General features: G+C 41.8%; 20 protein-coding genes. 4 read left to right on the top strand and 16 right to left on the bottom strand.

Going from position 1 to position 18,850, the window contains the following annotated elements:
* The first annotated feature begins 67 nt into the window (after window positions 1-67).
* The 4 genes from MJO53_RS10155 (at window position 68) to MJO53_RS10140 (ending at window position 4,317) form a co-directional block, all read left to right on the top strand.
* Window positions 68-964 carry a NifU family protein gene (locus MJO53_RS10155; RefSeq protein ID WP_224835657.1) on the top strand — a complete coding sequence of 299 codons (897 nt, stop codon included), beginning with the start codon at window positions 68-70 and terminating at the stop codon, window positions 962-964.
* A gap of 71 nt (window positions 965-1,035) precedes the next feature.
* Window positions 1,036-1,236, top strand: a complete 201-nt coding sequence (locus MJO53_RS10150) for a dodecin family protein (RefSeq protein ID WP_224835422.1) — start codon at window positions 1,036-1,038, stop codon at window positions 1,234-1,236.
* A gap of 136 nt (window positions 1,237-1,372) precedes the next feature.
* Complete coding sequence (locus MJO53_RS10145) at window positions 1,373-3,418, top strand: thioredoxin domain-containing protein (RefSeq protein ID WP_313791013.1); 2,046 nt, start codon at window positions 1,373-1,375, stop codon at window positions 3,416-3,418.
* 71 nt (window positions 3,419-3,489) lie between these two features.
* Window positions 3,490-4,317: a mechanosensitive ion channel family protein gene (locus tag MJO53_RS10140; RefSeq protein WP_224835424.1), complete on the top strand. Its 828-nt coding sequence runs from the start codon at window positions 3,490-3,492 to the stop codon at window positions 4,315-4,317.
* On the opposite strand, the gene tsaB is transcribed toward MJO53_RS10140, so the two are convergent.
* The 16 genes from tsaB to MJO53_RS10060 all read right to left on the bottom strand — a co-directional run bounded on the left by tsaB (window position 4,318) and on the right by MJO53_RS10060 (window position 18,849).
* Complete coding sequence (gene tsaB, locus MJO53_RS10135) at window positions 4,318-5,001, bottom strand: tRNA (adenosine(37)-N6)-threonylcarbamoyltransferase complex dimerization subunit type 1 TsaB (RefSeq protein ID WP_252079000.1); 684 nt, start codon at window positions 4,999-5,001, stop codon at window positions 4,318-4,320. It abuts the gene before it with no gap.
* 16 nt (window positions 5,002-5,017) lie between these two features.
* Window positions 5,018-6,367: a TolC family protein gene (locus MJO53_RS10130; protein WP_224835426.1), complete on the bottom strand. Its 1,350-nt coding sequence runs from the start codon at window positions 6,365-6,367 to the stop codon at window positions 5,018-5,020.
* Window positions 6,368-6,410: 43 nt separating this feature from the next.
* Complete coding sequence (locus tag MJO53_RS10125; RefSeq protein ID WP_224835427.1) at window positions 6,411-7,529, bottom strand: efflux RND transporter periplasmic adaptor subunit; 1,119 nt, start codon at window positions 7,527-7,529, stop codon at window positions 6,411-6,413.
* A 37-nt stretch (window positions 7,530-7,566) separates the two neighbouring features.
* Window positions 7,567-8,766: an ABC transporter permease gene (locus MJO53_RS10120; protein ID WP_262902805.1), complete on the bottom strand. Its 1,200-nt coding sequence runs from the start codon at window positions 8,764-8,766 to the stop codon at window positions 7,567-7,569.
* A gap of 59 nt (window positions 8,767-8,825) precedes the next feature.
* Window positions 8,826-10,055, bottom strand: coding sequence for an ABC transporter permease (locus tag MJO53_RS10115; RefSeq protein WP_252078999.1), 1,230 nt, complete (start codon window positions 10,053-10,055; stop codon window positions 8,826-8,828).
* Window positions 10,048-10,749, bottom strand: a complete 702-nt coding sequence (locus MJO53_RS10110) for an ABC transporter ATP-binding protein (protein ID WP_224835430.1) — start codon at window positions 10,747-10,749, stop codon at window positions 10,048-10,050. Before MJO53_RS10110 ends, MJO53_RS10115 begins: the two co-directional genes overlap by 8 nt.
* A 108-nt stretch (window positions 10,750-10,857) precedes the next feature.
* The gene (locus MJO53_RS10105) at window positions 10,858-11,958 is read right to left on the bottom strand and encodes an efflux RND transporter periplasmic adaptor subunit (protein WP_252078998.1); all 1,101 of its coding nucleotides are present in this window, start codon (window positions 11,956-11,958) and stop codon (window positions 10,858-10,860) included.
* 35 nt (window positions 11,959-11,993) lie between these two features.
* Window positions 11,994-13,250 carry an ABC transporter permease gene (locus MJO53_RS10100; RefSeq protein WP_224835432.1) on the bottom strand — a complete coding sequence of 419 codons (1,257 nt, stop codon included), beginning with the start codon at window positions 13,248-13,250 and terminating at the stop codon, window positions 11,994-11,996.
* 14 nt (window positions 13,251-13,264) lie between these two features.
* Window positions 13,265-14,509: an ABC transporter permease gene (locus MJO53_RS10095; RefSeq protein ID WP_252078997.1), complete on the bottom strand. Its 1,245-nt coding sequence runs from the start codon at window positions 14,507-14,509 to the stop codon at window positions 13,265-13,267.
* Between the two features lie 104 nt (window positions 14,510-14,613).
* Window positions 14,614-14,826, bottom strand: a complete 213-nt coding sequence (locus MJO53_RS10090; protein ID WP_224835434.1) for a hypothetical protein — start codon at window positions 14,824-14,826, stop codon at window positions 14,614-14,616.
* 7 nt (window positions 14,827-14,833) lie between these two features.
* The gene (locus MJO53_RS10085; protein ID WP_224835435.1) at window positions 14,834-15,370 is read right to left on the bottom strand and encodes a DUF420 domain-containing protein; all 537 of its coding nucleotides are present in this window, start codon (window positions 15,368-15,370) and stop codon (window positions 14,834-14,836) included.
* Window positions 15,367-16,110: an SCO family protein gene (locus MJO53_RS10080; protein WP_252078996.1), complete on the bottom strand. Its 744-nt coding sequence runs from the start codon at window positions 16,108-16,110 to the stop codon at window positions 15,367-15,369. The genes MJO53_RS10085 and MJO53_RS10080 overlap by 4 nt, the downstream gene beginning before the upstream one ends.
* Complete coding sequence (locus MJO53_RS10075; protein ID WP_252078995.1) at window positions 16,091-16,723, bottom strand: hypothetical protein; 633 nt, start codon at window positions 16,721-16,723, stop codon at window positions 16,091-16,093. Before MJO53_RS10075 ends, MJO53_RS10080 begins: the two co-directional genes overlap by 20 nt.
* A gap of 78 nt (window positions 16,724-16,801) precedes the next feature.
* Complete coding sequence (locus MJO53_RS10070) at window positions 16,802-17,185, bottom strand: cytochrome C oxidase subunit IV family protein (RefSeq protein WP_224835438.1); 384 nt, start codon at window positions 17,183-17,185, stop codon at window positions 16,802-16,804.
* A gap of 15 nt (window positions 17,186-17,200) precedes the next feature.
* Window positions 17,201-18,175: a cytochrome c oxidase subunit 3 gene (locus MJO53_RS10065; RefSeq protein ID WP_252078994.1), complete on the bottom strand. Its 975-nt coding sequence runs from the start codon at window positions 18,173-18,175 to the stop codon at window positions 17,201-17,203.
* Between the two features lie 92 nt (window positions 18,176-18,267).
* Window positions 18,268-18,849 carry a cytochrome c oxidase subunit 3 gene (locus MJO53_RS10060; protein ID WP_224835440.1) on the bottom strand — a complete coding sequence of 194 codons (582 nt, stop codon included), beginning with the start codon at window positions 18,847-18,849 and terminating at the stop codon, window positions 18,268-18,270.
* Window position 18,850 lies beyond the last annotated feature (1 nt).

Raw genomic sequence — 18,850 nt, 5'->3', positions numbered from 1 at the left:
TTCACACATTATTATAATATTTTGTCACACATCCCAACTATTGGTATTTTTGCAGGAAAGATTCAACATGAAAGAATATAACATTACTGTTGTTCCCACCAACAATCCCAAGATAATTAAAATGGAAGCGAACCATTTTTTGGTGAAGGGCAATTACGAATATAAAAACATTGATGAAGCCAAAAGTTCTCCTTTGGCACAACAACTTTTCTACCTTCCATTTGTTAAAACCGTTTACATAGCCAGCAATTTTGTTGCCATGGAACGTTTTGATATTGTGGAATGGGACGACGTAAAGGATGAGGTGGCCCAACAATTGGTGGAATACCTCAACGCCGGAGAACCCATAGTGAACGAGGACGAAGTAAAAAAGAAACAGCCCATTACCGTTTATGCCGAGGTTACCCCCAACCCTGCGGTGATGAAATTTGTTTCCAATAAACGAATCGTACCCAGCACATACGAGTTCAAGAATATTGATGAAGCCAAAGATTCCCCATTGGCCATGGAACTTTTCCACCTACCATTTGTAAAAGAAGTGTTCATGGACGAGAACTATGTTTCCGTTACCAAATACGACGTTGCCGATTGGGAGGAGATCAATATGCAGCTACGCGAGTTTATCAGGGATTATTTGGCAGATGGGAAAGACGTAGTAACAGCGGAAGCAATTCAAAAAACCAAAGAAACGGTCGAAAATACCGCAACACAGAACCATTACGATGATACCTCACAGCAGATCATAGATATTTTAGAAGAATATGTGAAACCTGCCGTTGCGAGCGACGGCGGTAATATTCTCTTTCAATCGTACGAGGAAGAGACCGGTACCGTAAGCGTTATTCTGCAAGGAGCTTGCAGCGGATGTCCATCATCCACATTTACCCTAAAAAACGGTATCGAGACCATGCTAAAAAATATGATGGGCGAAAAAATAAGCGAAGTAGTGGCCCTTAACGGATAATAAAGCGTTGATCCTGCCATATTCCCGTCAAAATTTATTACATTGAAGGGAACATTAAAAATACATTGACCATGGCAGTATTAAAAGTAATCGAAGTATTGGCCAATTCCAGCAAAAGTTGGGAAGACGCCGCTCACAACGCATTGGAGCAAGCCTCCAAATCCGTGAAAAATATCCGGTCCATCTACATCAACGAACAAAGCGCGACGGTAAAAGATGGAAAGATAGATGACTATCGGGTAAATGTAAAAATTACCTTCGAAGTAAAGTAACACCGTTCAATTCCAGAAAATGCGTCCACCATTGGACGCATTTTTTTTACCCCAACTGTATGTTATGATCAAGAAAGTGTGCTTATACACAATACTCAGTATCCTAACGATCGGTTGTAAACAAAACTTAGAAAAAGTGACGCACAAACATACCAATGCCCTGATAAACGAAACAAGTCCCTACCTTTTGCAACATGCGCACAACCCGGTAAATTGGGAGGCTTGGCACCCCGATGTACTGGAAAAGGCAAAAGAAGAAGACAAACTACTTATTATCAGCATTGGTTACGCCGCTTGCCATTGGTGCCATGTAATGGAAAAAGAATGTTTTGAGGACGAGTCAGTGGCAAAGGTTATGAACAAGGACTTCATCAACATAAAAATAGACCGTGAAGAACGCCCGGACGTGGATCAAATATACATGGATGCCATTCAAATGATTTCCGGTCAAGGCGGTTGGCCTTTAAATATTGTAGCCCTACCAGATGGGCGACCATTTTGGGGCGCCACCTATGTCCCCAAGGACAATTGGATAAAATCTTTGGAGCAACTTGCCGAACTATACAAAAAAGACAAACCACGGATCGAACAATATGCCACGGACCTTACCAATGGCCTGCAAGCCATAAATCTCGTGGAATACAGCACGGACAATGAACACTATACCTTAGAGCAATTGGATGTGGCCGTGCAAAACTGGTCCCAATATTTTGATACTTTTTTGGGCGGACATAAACGGGCCCCAAAGTTTATGATGCCCAACAATTGGGATTTTCTGCTTCATTATGCCACATCGACCAACAAATCGGATATCATGGATTTTGTGGACACCACATTGACCCGAATGGCCTACGGTGGAATTTATGATCATGTGGGCGGTGGTTTTTCCAGATATGCCGTGGACACTAAATGGCATGTACCCCATTTTGAAAAAATGTTGTACGATAATGGGCAATTGACAAGTCTTTATGCAAAAGCCTACGCCGTTACCAAAAATGAATTGTATAAAAATGTGGTTGCGGAGACCATCACTTTTGCCAAAGAAGAACTCCTGGACAGCAATGGCGGCTTCTATTCCTCCTTGGACGCCGACAGCTTGGGCAAAAACAACACCTTGAAAGAAGGTGCTTATTATGTTTGGACAGCGGACGAGCTTTCGAATTTATTGGGCGACCATTTTGAGGTGTTCCAAACCTATTTCAATATTAATTCTTATGGATATTGGGAAGAAGATAATTATGTGCTCATTAGGGATAAAAATGATGAGGAAATAGCGCAGAAGTTCAACATTCCGGTAGATAGCCTGAGAAAACAGATCAAAAACAACCTACGATTGCTAAAAACCGAAAGGGAGAAACGCCCAAAACCCAGGTTGGACGACAAGATACTGACCTCGTGGAACGGGCTTATGCTAAAAGGATTGGTAGACGCCCATCGCTATTTGGACGAAAACGAGTACCTGCAATTAGCAATAAAAAATGCCCTATTTATTGAACGGGAAATGATTAAGGCAGATGGTTCCATGTACAGAAACCATAAACAGGGAAAAAGTACCATTAATGCCTTTTTGGATGATTATGCCACGGTGATCGATGCATTCTTATCGCTCTACGAGGTAACTTTTGATGAAAAGTGGCTCAACTTGTCCAAAAATCTGCTCGATTACAGCATTGCACATTTTATGGAGAAAGAATCGAATATGTTCTTTTACACTTCGGACAAGGACCTATCCCTGATCAGAAGAACCATTGAAATCGATGATAATGTAATATCCTCTTCCAATTCGATGATGGCGATCAACCTGTTCAAATTCCATAAACTGTACCCGGAGGAGGATTATGGCACAATTGCCAAACAGATGCTTAAAAATGTACAAAAGGACTTCGACCGGAGGGCTCAAGGCTTTTCGCATTGGCTTCATTTGGTCCTGTTTCTTAACCAAAGTTTTTATGAGGTCGCCATTTTGGGGAACGACCACAAAACCATGGCACAAGAAATTGCCAAAGTCTACATTCCCAACAGCATATTGGTCGGGTCGCAACAAGATGGAACCATTTCCCTATTAAAAAACCGGGCAGTACCCGGAAAAACACTCGCCTATGTCTGCATTGAAGGCGCATGTAAGTTACCGGTTTCCAGCTCGGATGATGTTCTGGAACAGTTCGAGACCATGCAACATTAACATTTGTTTAAAAACCATTTCTTTTATTTCTTTTGGATATTGATTAGGTTGACCACAACTAAAAAAACAATATGAAACAATTAGAAAATTACGAGCATTACGTAGATCAGGCCGTTGAATGGTCTTTAAGCATTTTACCCAACTTGATCACGGCGATCGTTATCTTTTTTATCGGACTTTGGTTTATACGACTGGTGAACAATATGGTACGCCGCTTTTTTGCCAAAAAGGATTACGATGAAACCTTGGAATCTTTTCTACAGAGTTTTATCAGTCTTATCCTAAAAGCATTGGTTTTTGTTTTAGTGGTGACACAGTTGGGGGTAAAAACCTCATCCTTGGTCGCATTGGTAGGTGCGGCAGGTCTTGCCATCGGCTTGGCCCTACAAGGATCACTGGCCAATTTTGCCGGGGGGGTGCTTATATTGATCTTTAAACCTTTTAAGGTCGGTGATTTTATTTCGGCCCAAGGGGTGGACGGTACTGTAAAGGAAATATCCATCTTCAACACCAAGCTTAGTACTTTTGGCAACCAAATTGCGATCATCCCGAACGGGCAGTTATCCAATGGAAACGTGGTGAACTACAATATGGAAGATACACGCAGGGACAAATTTGATGTCGGCATCGGTTATGGCTCCAATATTAAACAGGCCAAGGAAATTCTGCTGCAAATATGTGCCGACAATCCAAATATCAATACTGAACCTGCTCCAGAGGTCTATGTTGGCAACCTGGGCGATAGTTCTGTAGATCTAAGCCTACGCTTCTGGGCCAACAATGATGTATTTTGGGCAGCACATTTTTATGTGATCGAGCAAACCAAACTCCGTTTTGATGAGGCAGGCATCGAAATCCCGTTCCCACAACGCGTGATGCACAAAGCACTGGAAGATTAATCAAGTAGTTTTCTTCTTTTTTTGCTGGAGAACAAAATCCTTGAGATAATACGGCTCAAAATAGGCGACATCCTCAAACTGTTCGGCTTCAAATTTTTTGAATGCCATTTCGACCATATCCTTGGATGAAGGTATTACTGTAGTATCAAAAGTAAAATTGGGGTGTTGCAAAACACCCTTTATTTTTTCGGCACCACTGCCCACAACATATACTTTTTGCGCAGTAACGAACTCCGAAAAAGAATCCTCGTCGATAATCTCTGCCCTAGTTTCCCTGATTTCTTGGTCGTTGTTGTCAAAAACGCAAGAGTAAACTTCCATTCGTCTTGCATCGAGAACGGGGATTACCAACTCGCCCGGCTTTACATCAACCTGATTGGCCATACTTTGTAAGGTGGGAATAGAAATAAGTGGAATATCCACCGAAAAACAGATACCCTTTGCGGCAGATACGCCTATTCGGAGTCCGGTATAGGAGCCGGGGCCCTTGCTAACCGCAACGGCATCCAGGTCGGAAAAAGACAAAGAAGCCTCTTCCAAGGCTTCTTTTATAAATATATGCAGTTGCTCCGAGTGCGAATAGTTCGCGGCATTGTTCTCTTTTAAGACCAAGATTTCATCATTCTTGGATATGCTAACGGAACAATTGGTAGTTGCTGTTTCTAAATGTAATAGTGTGGCCATATTGGCCACAAAGATACTAGTTTAATGAAATCGGGATACCAAAGTAAAACTCCAAAATTTTCAATCGAAAAATATAATCGTACTTGGTCCGAATTACATTGGCCTCGGCATTTTCCACTCTGGATTGTGCTTGGCTAAAGTCGAAAGCATTCATTAAACCAACATCGTAGCGCTCTTTCGCATACTCATAGGACAAACGTCTGGCCTCCAGTGTTTTTTCGGCAGCGATGTAAGCTTTCTCAAAGGTGTTCACGTCTACATATGCCTGTTGGATGGTATTCTCCAGATCTAATTTATCCTGCTCGAATTGCAACCTGGCTTTGTCCAAGCTGATCTTAGATCTTTTCACATTATTACGGGCGCTCCACCCATTAAAGATGGGAACATTCAATTGGGCGCCATAACTAATACCATCAAAAATCCATAATTGATCGGTAAAATTAGGAGTATAAGGCACCCCGTTACCATCTGGAATTTGGGTTACATCGGAATACCGGGTTCCATATTGGAAAAATCCGGACAAAGTTGGCAAATAAGCACCTTTGGCAATTTTTAGGTCCTGTTCTGCCAATTCCACGTTCGACTCCGAGAACTTGATATCGTTTCTAAAGCTCATGGCCTTGTCAAAAATTACCTTTGGTGAATTTTTTAAAATATCCGAAGGGGGAATATCGAATTGTTCTTCTGCGATATCAAAGTTTTCATAATCGGTTATCTGTAGCAACTGCGCCAAATTCACCCTTGAGATCAGCACCAAGCTTTCCCCGTTGATTATCTGCTGTTCCTGATTGGCCGCAGTTGCCTCGATTTCCAAAAGGTCCCCACGTGGCAAAACACCGGATTCCACCAATTCCTTGGTCCTCTTCATATCTTGTTCGGTGACCGCATACTGTGCTTTAAAAGTTTTGAGCTGTTCTTTATTGGAAACCACCTGCAAGTAGGCATTGGCAACGTTCAAACGTATGTCATCCTTTAAATTATCCAAGCGGTATTGGTTGGCAATGGCATTCATCTTGGCCCTGTTCAACCTATTAATGTTCCTTAACCCATCAAAAAGTGTAACGTTGGAACTAAATCCTGCATTTACATTGAACGCCGTACTGTTCGTTGGCAAGTTGTTGGTTGGGTTAATGGAAAATCCGGTATTGCTCGAAGCGGACATTGAGCCGTTCAAGTTCGGAAGCATATCTCCCAAAGCGTCGGATCTATCAATTTGGGCATTCTCCAAATCCAATTCAAATTGTTCTATGGTCAAATTATTCTCTACGGCATATTCAACACATTCCTGTAGTGTCCATTTGCGAACTTGGGCACTGGAAAAGGTTACGGTGAACAACAGTAGAACTATTGCTATGCTATTTTTCATTCGTTTTTTGATTTTGGTTGTTAAAATGATGGCTCAGCATGACTTAGTCTTCGTCAGATTTTCGTTCAAGCTTGTTCCAGACTTTAATTTTATCATTCTCTCCAATACCTGAAACTATTTCGACATCTATTCCATCGCTTACCCCTAACTCGAGATCCCTTCTCTCGAATTCATTTTCGCCCACTTCTACTTCCACGTAGGGTTTTTCGGTTTCTTTATCGAATTGCAACAAAGCTTCTTTTAAGGACAATACATCTTTCTTTTCTTCCAGCACTATTGATGCATTGGCACTATATCCTGCTCTTACATAAGAAGTGCTGTCGCTTTCCTTTACGTCGAGATCACCTTCTATCTTAAATTGCACGGCTCCTTCTTCCTCAACGCCTTTGGGCGCTATAAACTTGAGCTTGGCATCGAATTTTTGTTCTTCCAAGGCACCTAGGCTAATTTCCAAAGGCATTCCAACATGTAGTTTTCCTACCTCGGCCTCGTCCACTTCCCCTTCAAAGATCATTTTGTTCATATCGGCAATGGTGGCAACCGTGGTACCATCGTTAAAATTGTTGCTCTGGATTACCTGATCACCTTCTTTTACGGGAATTTCAAGAATGGTACCCGAAACGGTGGCCCTAATATTGGTATTTGCACTGGCAGAACCTCCGGCGGAACCTTTTCTTATGATCTGATAATCGGCCTGCGCATTTTTTAATTCCTGCATGGCCTGCTCGTAGGTCAACTTTAGATTGTTGTAATCTTGGTTGGAGATCACGCCTCTATCGAACAAGGTCTTGTTACGGTCGTACTCCAACTTGGCATTGTTCAATGCCAATTCCGCATTACGGACCCTCCCTGCTGCTTGATTTAAGGATTGTTCGTTGGGAACCACTTTGATTACCGCGATCAGATCACCGGATTTTACCCGCATACCTTCTTCCAAAAGGATCTTATCTATAATTCCCGAAATTTGAGGTTTGATATTGATCTCGTCCTCAGGAATTACTTTTCCGGTTACGATGACTTTATTTACAATGTCCTTCTTTTCTGCTGTTTCGGTTTTATACAGCTCTACAGGAGTACTGTTCTGCTTTAAAAAGTAGACTACAGCGGCCAAAATACCTATGACCACTACCCCTATCAATGCGTATTTTACATACTTGTTCATTCTTGTTTATTTGATTTCGTTATTTAATTGTATTGATTTATTCTTCTCTTAATGCTTCGATCGGCCTGATTTTTACGGCTCTATTGGCCGGCAACAATCCAATGAGCACGCTAAGCCCCACCATTAAAACAAATGATATGACAAATTGTGGCACACTGATCATTGGTTTTACGAACGGAAAGTCGTCACCACTGCCGAACATCGCATCCAACAGTGATAATATCCCGACAGAAATGGCAAATCCGACCAGACCTGCAAAGGCGGTCAATACTATGGCCTCCACAACAATCTGACGTTTTACGATTACTGGGGTAGCTCCCAAAGCTCGCCTTACCCCTATTTCTTGTGTACGTTCCTTAACAGTGATCAAAAGAATATTACTAATGGCGATCACCCCAGCCAATAGGGTAAATATGCCCACGAAAAATGAAAAACCTTTCAATACTGTGGTAAAAGCTGTTATGTTATTGAATATTTCGGACATATCGAAACTGCCTATGGCCCGTTCATCGTCCGGGTGTATGTCATATTTTGCCTTAAGGATGTCCTTTATCTGCTTTTCTACAAATGCCACCGGAGTATTGTCTTCAACAGCTATGGCCATCCACCCCATCCTATCTCCAGAATTAAATGCTTTTTGAAAGGTGGTGAAAGGAATAAATACAGCGTTCTCACCATCAATATTGATGTTATTGTTCGGTTTGTAGATTCCTACTACGGAAAAATATATGCCATTGATCCGAATATCCTGCCCTATGGCATTTTCACCCTTGTCGAACAAAAGTTTGTACGTCTCCTCACCGATTACACATACTTTTTTTGAGCCATCTATATCGGTTTGGTTAAGAAAACGCCCTTCCACCAATTTCTTTTTGGTAATGTTGTCTATTTCCGGATAATCACCGTACACAGCGGAACCACTGGTCTGGCCGTTCCTATATACGGTAACTATGCCCCTATGGCTTCCCAGCTCAATACGTGGTGCAAGCACCTCTATTTCCGGTATCTGTTTTTTAAGGATATCGGCATCTTCGATCTTATATCGGATTCTACGGCCACGCTCAAAACCCTTATAGGGTTCGGAGGTCGATTGGCCCCAAACGAACAAGCTGTTCGATGCTGTTCCGGCAAACAATTTATTGAAACCATTGCTCATACCATTGGCCGACCCCAACAATAGCACCAAGATGATCATCGCGAAAATTACGCCGAGCATGGTGAGGAAGGTCCTGAACATATTTTTGCTCAGTGTATGAAAAATTTCTATCCACAAGTCCCTATCAAATAACCACATAACTATTTATCACTTAGTGCAACAATGGGTTTAACATTTGCAGCTTTCATGGCGGGTAGCAAACCTGCCAATACTCCTGCGATTATCAAAATAATGGTGGCGGTAACCACGGTAGAAAGCTCTACGGATGGATTACTAAAGGCCGGTATTTCTATCATGGGGCCCAAGGCTGCCAAAATCATCCAAGCGAACAACAGCCCTACAAAGCCGGAAATTGCGGTGATAAAAACGGACTCCAACAACACCAAGTTCACAATTTGACGTGGCCTTGCCCCAAGGGCTTTGCGCACACCTATCTCTTTGGTTCGTTCTTTGATGGTAAACACCATAATATTACCGATACCTACGATACCTGCGATCAAAATTAAAAATCCGACCCCAATACCGATCCCTTTTAAAACTGCGGTAAAACTGCTGATATCATCAAAAGCTTGGGCATAGTTCCAAACATATAGACCTGCTTGGTCCTCTGGATCTATTTTATGCCGTCGCTTCATTAAATCCTCTAGCCTACCTGAAAACTCGAGTGCTTTGGACAAATCGTATGTTGGATTATAGGTAAGGGCGATCATGTTAATATGGTTTGTATTTCCATAGATCCGTTGGTATGTACTCACCGGGGCATAGATCCTTCTTTCGGCATTATCGTCACCATCATCTGTAAAAATTCCGATTACCCTAAACGGCAAACCATTGAATTCCACAAACTTCCCCAATGGATCTTCTTTATCAAAAAGGTCTTCGGCGACTTTTCGTCCGATTACGGCAACCTTGGCCTTATTGACCACGTCTGCCTCATTAATATATCTACCGGCAACAATTACAGTTTTTTCTATGGCTTGGTGATCCGGGTGGGTAGCCTGTACCGAATATGAACCAGTTTCGCTTTTATATCTTGCCGTGGTATTGGAAAAATATCTTGCACTGATGTATTCTATGTCCTTTGGAAAGCTTTGCTTTATGTATTCCAGGTCGTCATTTTTTAACTGGATACGTCTTCCGGCCTCGAACCCGCCGTATGCTTTGGATGTTGTTCCGGGGCGCACAAATATTGAGTTGGTGGCATCATCATTGAACTGGCCCACAAACCCATTCTGCATACCGTTTACCGAAGCCAGGAGCATAACCAAGATAAATATGGCCCACCCTACCGAAAAACCGGTTAAAAAGGTTCTAAGCTTATTGGTTTTTAGCGTATTGAATATTTCCTGCCAAATATCGCGATCAAACATATTGCTCCGCTCTTACTTGTTCTATTTTCTTGTCCTCTACAATAACACCATCTTTAAGGTGCACAATACGTTTGCACATATGTGCAATATCCTCTTCGTGGGTAACGACCAGAATGGTATTTCCATCATCGTTGATCTTTTGGATAAGATCCATTACCTCATAAGAAGTTTTACTGTCCAAGGCTCCGGTCGGCTCATCTGCCAATAGTACCTTTGGCTCGGCAGCCATGGCACGTGCAATGGCCACTCTTTGTTTTTGTCCACCGGAAAGTTCGCTGGGCAAGTGTCCCGCCCATGGCTTTAGACCTACTCGTTCCAAATATTTCATGGCCTTTTCCTGACGTTCTTTTCTCGGAACTTTTTGGTAGTATAGTGGAAGAGCTACATTCTCTACGGCACTTTTATAATTGATCAAGTTGAAAGACTGGAAGATAAATCCTAAAAATTTGTTCCGGTATTGCGCCGCTTTGGTCTCGCTCAGGTTTTTGATCGGCACACCATCCAAGGTATACTCACCGGAATCAGCACCGTCCAACATTCCTAAAATGTTCAACAAAGTTGATTTTCCAGATCCTGAAGACCCCATAATGGCGACTAGCTCCCCTTCTTCTACTTTAAAGTTTATCCCTTTTAAAACATGAAGGGAGTTGCTCCCCATTTTATAGGATTTATGAAGATCTTTGATTTCTATCATGATTGGTGATGTTAGCTATCTTACTTTTACCTCTGTATGTAAGACAGAAATGTTGTTAAATTGTTACAGGATTTTTTACTTTTTTTTGATTTAGCCCGTCCATGCCCTTTATTCTTCTACCAATGCGTTCCAAACTTTTACCTTATCGGCAGCTGTTACCCCTGACTTAACCTCTACAAAAATGCCATCGCTCACACCAAGTTCCACATCCTTCCTTTCAAATTGTTGGTCGGCGGTTTCTACCTCCACAAATGGTTTTTTAGTGTCTCCATCAAACTGTACCAAGGCTTCTTTTAGCGCCAATACACTATCGGCCTTGGCCAAAATAATGGAAGCGTTGGCACTTAGGCCGGCCCTTATAAATACTGTGTCGCTTTTTTTAAGGGTTCCTTTGATCTCAAACTGAATTGCACCATTTTCCTCCTTGCCCTTAGGGGCAATATAATCCAAAACAGCATCAAAAACCTTGTTCTCTATTGCTCCCACAGTGATTTCCAATGGTAGGTTCTCTTTAATTTTCCCGACTTCGGATTCGTCCACTTTTCCTTCAAATATCATTTTATCCACATCGGCGATTGCTGCGATTGTGGTCCCCTCGTTAAAGGTATTGCTTTCGATCACTTGATTACCGACCTCTACGGGAACCTCCAGGACCATTCCGCTCACCGTGGCCCGGATCATGGTATTTGCCGAACTACTTAGACCGCTCGTGGTTCCTGTTTTAACTATATCGAACCTTTTATTGGCAGCCGCATAGGCTTGTTTGGCCTGATCATAGGAAACCTGTGCTCTTTCGAGATCTGTTTTAGAAATTACGCCTTTGCCAAATAAGGTGGACTGACGCTCGTAATTTCGTTTTTGATCATCCAGATTGATCTTGGCTTCATCTATTCCGTTTCGGGCATCGTTCAAGGCAGAGAGATTGGGTACTACCTTAATTTTGGCCAAAAGATCTCCGGATTTTACATAATCGCCACCCTCAACATATATTTCCTCTATTACTCCGGAAATATTCGGTTTGATCAACACTTCTTCCAAAGGAAGAATGCTGCCAGTGGCCACTGCTTTTTTTACAATGGTCTGTGTGGAAGGGGTTTCTGTCTGATATACTACCGGGTCCTCGGCATTTTTCTGGTATAGGTAATACATGGAGCCACCGAATACGATTACGATGAGCAACAAGATGACAATGGTTACCGATTTTTTCATTTTAATTTATGTTATTGATTGATTCTTTTAACTTTTTATTCCGTTCGCAAGGCTTCTATGGGCCTTACCCGTATGGCACTCTGAGCTGGAATGAAACCTGCCAAAAGCCCTGAGACCATTAATATGGTCAACGCTCCGCTTACCACGCCCACACTTACGCTGGGACTCATAAACATATCCACAGGACCTACATTGTCCAACAGGGAATTGATTCCAAAAATGACCAGTGAACCAAAAATAATCCCTACCATTCCCGAAATAAGGGTCAGAAATATGGATTCCATCAAAATTTGCTTTTTTATGGACCATGGCTGTTCGCCCAAAGCCCTGCGTATCCCGATTTCCTTGGTGCGTTCTTTGACCACGATCAGCATAATATTGCTCACCCCGATTATTCCGGACAACAACACCATAATTCCGACGATGTAGGCAACAGCCTTTAATGCTCCGAACAAGCTCTCCACACGATTATATTGCTCGTACAAATCAAAATAGCCCACAGCACGGGTATCTTCGGGGTGTACTTTATGGCGTTTCTTCATCTCAGCTACAATTTTGTCCTTAAGTTGAGAAATGGAACTACCATCGTTTGCCGTAATGGCCATCCAACCCACATCCTCTCCACGATTAAATGCTTGGGAAAAGGAGGTAAAGGGCACAAATATTTCTTTTTGGCCTTCTTCGCCCCCTCCACTATTATTTTTTTTATAAGTGCCTATCACCATAAAATTGACCCCTTGTATTTTAATATAGGTGCCAATCGCATCTTCATCTTTATCATACAGATCGTTTTTTACACCCTGCCCTATAATGGCCACCTTTCTTTTTTCGTTGATGTCGTTGTAATTTAAAAAGCGTCCGGAGGTTACGGCCATTGGGTCTTGATTGATGATTTCTGGATAATCGCCATAAACATTATAGGCTCCTGTTCGGATTCCTCGGACCACATTATTGTTGCCCCCAAAACCGCCCAATTGGTTTCTGGGAGAAATAAACCTGAGGTCGGGAACATTGTCCCGAATGGCCTGAACATCATCAATTTTAAATTCAAATCTTCGACCTTTCGGGAGTCCTTCATAACCTTTGGTCGTGGCACGTGTCCACATAAACATGGTGTTCGTGGCAATGTTCCCAAAATCCTGTTTTATGCCATTTTCCAGGCCTTTGCCCGCAGCCAACAGCACTATAAGGATAAATATGCCCCAACATACACCAAATGCCGTGAATATGGTGCGCCACACATTGGAGGTGAGCACCTCGATAATTTCCCGCCATCTATCTTTATTGAACATTTAGGCAATGTGTATTATTCATCTCTAAGAGATTCGATTACTTTAACTTTTGCTGCTCTGTAGGCCGGAATAAACCCAGCCAAAGCACCGGCGACTATCAGTACGATCACTGTGGAAAAGGCCACGTTGAAGTTTACGGATGGATTCAAAATGTAATCCACTTCTATATTTGGCCCAACTATTTCCAATAGTGCCATACTAAAAATAAGCCCTCCAAATCCTGAAATTGCGGTTACAAATATGGCTTCGTGCAAGATCATAGCGATTATGGACCATGGTTTGGCCCCCAATGCTTTTCTAATTCCAATTTCCCGGGTTCGCTCTTTTACAACAATCATCATGATATTGCTTACACCGACTACTCCTGCGATTATGGTACATACGCCCACAAACCAAAAGAACAGTTTAATATTATTGGTAAGCCCATAATATCGTTTGGCCTCTTCCATAGCACTCCATACCTCTAAGGCGCCAGTATCGTCCGGAGCAATGGTATGGGATTGTTGCAGATAGGCACTAAGTCCGTTTTTAAAATCAATCGCTTGGGCCACTGCCTCATCAAAATTCTCGACAGCGGGCAAGGTAAATGCCATGTTGTTTACCCGATTGCCTCCATTAAAAGTTCTTTGAGCTGTTGTTATGGGGATATAGATACGTTCTTCTTCTCGATCTTCCATTTCCCTGTACACCCCGATCACTTTAAAAGGTATACCGGAGATATCGATAAACTCACCTATTGGGGTATCTACCGCTCCAAAAACATCTGTTTTGATTTTTTTGCCGATGATGGCTACTTTGCCGTTGGAAACTTCGTCTTGGTAATTAATGAACCGCCCTTCTACCATATCCGCATTTTCTATAAACTGAAAATCCGACACCACTCCCTGGACACCATAGATCAATGCTTCCTTACCGTAGTTGACACTTACCCCGCGCACAAAAATTCGTGAGGACCCATACTCCAGCTCATCCTTGAACATGGCGCTCGCCCGTGTATAGTTTTCATTAACCAGTTGAATTCGTCTTCCGGGATTTAGGCCTTTGTACTCTTTGGAGGTAACACCGGGCCACACCCAAACACTGGTAGAGGCATCCTCTTTGAACTCGTGTTCGATACCGTTCCTCATACCTTGGCCAAAACCCAATAATATTACCAAAATAAAAATACCGGAGGCTACGGAAAGTCCGGTTAAAAATGTGCGAAGTTTGTTCTTTCGTATGGTGTCAAATATCTCTTGCCACCTTTCCAAGTCGAACATGGGTCAGCTATTTTTGATTGATGAGTTACCTATGGTACATCAATAAGACAATCAAAAAGGCCAATTGTTACAGTTTCAAGTAAAAAAAGCGTGCGCACGAGGAATCAACTCCTCATTTTTCTATAGATAAAATAAAAGAGACTTGCCACCAAAATATAGGGAACCGCCATAAGGTAAACAATACCATTATTGATCGCTTCGGCCGTTTTCCCATCCGATTCGCTTTCCACTACGGCCCTGCACATAGCACATTGCGCCTCTGTAACGGTTGGAAAAACGATCATAACCAGGAGTAAGACAAGTAGTTTGGTTTTCATGGAAATATTAATAAGGATAGTAGGGTGAAATCATAACATAGACCAAAACACCGGTTATAGCCACGTACAGCCAAATGGGAAATGTATATTTTGCCCATTGTCTGTGGCTTTCAAAATCATCCAGGTACACTTTTGAATAGGTGATCAATACCAATGGGATAACCGATATAGAAAGAACTATATGGGTCATCAGAATAAAATAGTACACAAACTTGATTGGGCCCTCGCCTCCAAATATGGTAGTCTCCGATGTCATATGATATGCCACATACATCACCAAAAATAAGGCAGACAGTACAATATTTATCATCATTAATCTACGGTGAATTAATTGGCGTCCATTCTTGATGGCAATTATGGCAGCTATCAACAAAATCGCCGTTAGGCCATTTATACTTGCATAAATCGGGGGTAAAAAAGATAAGGGTTTTGCATTGGGTATCTTATATCCGAACAACAAAGCTACCACCAAGGGTATTGCAATTGATACTATGGTAATTAATCTATTGTAACGTTTTTCTTTTAATGAAAAGTCCTCGGTCATTCTTTCAATAGTGTTTTTATGTCCTCTTTTAGTATGGTGATCTGTTGGGTTTCCCCGTCTGAATTTTCCCCTTGTTCCTCGGTAATGGTACCGCGATAGTAAATCAACGGATTGCCAAATTGGTCCTTACGCGATCTAATATACCCATTTTTGTCCACCAAGGCGAACATGCCGGAATGCTCGAACCCTCCAGGCGCTGCTTCGTCTTCATTGGCGAAGATATAAAAGCCCTCTTGCGCCAATTGATAGATTTTTTCCTGATCGCCCGTCATTAAATGCCAATCTTCATCGGTAACTCCATATTTTTCAGCATATTCCGTTAACACGGAAGGTGTATCGTATCTTGGGTTAATGGTAAAAGATGCTATACCAAAGTCCCCACTTTCGGAAAAAGTATTCTGGATCGCCACCAAATTCTTGGTCATTACAGGGCAAATTGTGGGACAAGTGGTAAAGAAGAAGTCGACTACATAGACTTTTCCCAAAAAGTCCTTATTGGTTACCAACACGCTATCCTGATTATAAAAAGAAAATGCGGGCACTTTCCGTTTTTCGCCCTGGTTCTCTATAAACCCTACTTCGGCCTTTCCGAGCCTGGCACTCATGCGATCGTTCTCCACAATAGTGTCACCTTTTACCCGCTTGGTAATTTCGTAAACGGCGAATATTCCAAAGACCAGAATAATTGCAGATACCCAAATATAGGTATGCTTCTTTTTTTTATTTGTTCCTGTCGGCATTGTTCTTTTTTAAGGCCAAACGGTATTCTGCCAAAATAATCTTGACATCGTCCACCATTTTATTGTTCAATTCTGCTACGGACGAGGTATCGAAACCGTATTTTATTCCTTCATCCTCATCGTCGGTCCTTCCCCGAAGCATTAAATCCTTATCTATTATAAACACGTTGGGGGTAAATAGGTCGGCATCCAATGTAACATTGCTCTGCAAGGTTTGGAAAAGTGTTTTAATCTCGTCATCCGTCCCATAGGCAAAATGCCATTTATCGATGTCGGAAAGTTTACCCAATTCATCTTTTAAGGCTTCAACTTGATCTTGGCTTCCTTCGGGAACCACCATTACCATCTGAAAATCGTTAAACTCCCCAAATCTTTTGTAGATTTTTTGATTGAGGTTAAATGCATTTCCTTGCTTAGCGCTGATATTATGGCCCAAAAATCCCAATATGGTGATTTTGCCCTTTAATTTTACAGAGGAATCGAATGCTGTGACATCGGACACATTTTCGCTGAGTGTAGGCAAACGCCCAAAGTTATTTACTCCCGATGCAAAAAATAAATAGACCACGACCGGGAGTATAAAAAGAACGGCTAAAACAATTTTCTTCTTCATAGTGTTACATCATTGCAAAAATAAAAAAAGACGGTTGGAAAACCGTCTTTTTAAATTGTTAAAAACAATGGTGTTGTATTAGAAGTTCCAAGTAATGAACCCGTCTTTATAAACACTGTATATATAATCCGCTTCGAAAAGCAGAATAAAAATCAAATAACAGATCAAGAATACGGGGGTCCATACAATAACCCTTCTTAACGATGTTTTTTCGTCCCTTAGGTGCATAAAGTCCCATGCAATGTAATAGGCCTTTACCAAGGTTAGGATTATAAATATCCAGTTGATCAACTTCATGCCCAAAAAGAAGCTATGGGTCAATGATCTTGGTTTGATGATACCCAATACAACCTCGATGGTCGTAACTATTGTTAGGAAGATAAGCACTCCCCAAATTTTTTGGGTATTCGACTTAAATTTTAAAAGTCCTCTAAATATCTCAAGTTTATGTTCGTGTGCCATGTATGCTGAATGTTTTTATACCAAATAAAAGAAAGTAAATACGAATACCCATACCAAATCCACAAAGTGCCAGTAAAGACCAACTTTTTCTACCATTTCGTAATGCCCTCTTCGCTGATAGGTGCCCAAGATTACATTAAAGAAAATGATTATGTTGATCACGACCCCAGAGAATACGTGGAATCCGTGAAATCCTGTAATAAAGAAAAAGAAATCGGCAAACAACCTGTGACCATATTCGTTATGTACAAGATTGGCCCCTTCCACCACTTGGTTGGCCTCCAGTATTTTGGCAAGGGATTGCTTTCTATCCAAAAGTGTTTTTTCGCCTTCCTCGGTCAATTGTTCGGTTCTGATCAGGATATTCGGTGTGGCCTTAAATCCTTCCACTACCTCGTTCAAGGAGTAAGAAGTCTTATAGCCTTCACCTTGGAACCAGATACCTTCACTTGGTTCGTGTTTTACTCTTTCTTCCGGCAAGGTCTTGGCAAAATCTGCCAAAGCGGCCCTTTCCCCCGTCTCGGCATCAACAAACTGAAGGATCCTGCCCGAATTGGTTTCCAAAGCACCAAAATCCCCTTTTATAAAGGTTGCCCATTCCCAAGCTTGTGACCCAACAAATATTGCACCACCTATAATGGTAAGGAACATGTAAAGGATCACGCTTTTTTGTTTCATTTTATGACCTGCGTCCACGGCCAAAACCATGGTCACGGAAGACATGATCAAAATAAAAGTCATAAAGGCCACATAATACATGGGGTAATTTCCATGAAAAAATGGCACGTGGGTAAACACCTCATCTGCAATAGGCCATAACTCTATGAACTTAAACCTTGAAAATCCGTAGGCTACCAAAAACCCGGAAAAGGTCAAGGCATCCGACATGATAAAGAACCACATCATCATTTTTCCATAGCTAGCGCCGAGTGGTTTGTTGCCACCTCCCCAAACGCTGTCTTCTGTACCGGTACTTACCGTTGCATCCATATAAAAGGTCGTTTTATTAAAACTTTCACAAATTTACATTTTTTGATGTATTGAAAAAGATAAACTTGAATGAAAACTGCTCCAATCAAAATTTATTTTACGAAATACATAAATAGAATTAGATATACCCAGATAAAATCCAAAAAATGCCAAAATGAGGCGCCCAATTCCATTCCCAACATATTGTCCGGGGCATATTTTTTTCTTAACTGCTGAACCAATACCACTAAAAGGGTTATCAGTCCGGCCACAACATGTGCAATGTGCACAGCGGCCAACAAAAATACATAGGACATTTTTATATTGCTAGTGGGCCCTGTAAAATAATAGCCACTCTCCAGCATTTGGGAAAATCCATAAAACTGAAGGGATATAAAAGTTATTCCAAGGGCCAAAGTCAACACCAAGAAAATGGTTCCATTTTTTTGGTTGTTCTTGGCTACAGCCTTTTTTGCCAAGACATAGGTAACACTGCTCAAGACAATAATAGCCGTACTTATAAAAAAGGCGCTGGGCAAATCCAGGTCGCTCACCCAATCTTCTCGTTTGCTGCTCACGATGTAGGCACTGGTCCAACCGGCAAATCCCATGATCAAACTCACTATACCAAACCAGAGCATCATCTTCTTTGCTCTCCTGTTCTTTTCCTTTGCTGTTCCTTGGGTTAAATCCATC

Source organism: Flagellimonas marinaquae, assembly GCF_023716465.1.
GTDB lineage: Bacteria > Bacteroidota > Bacteroidia > Flavobacteriales > Flavobacteriaceae > Flagellimonas > Flagellimonas alginolytica.
This window is presented reverse-complemented; position numbering and strand designations above follow the sequence as displayed.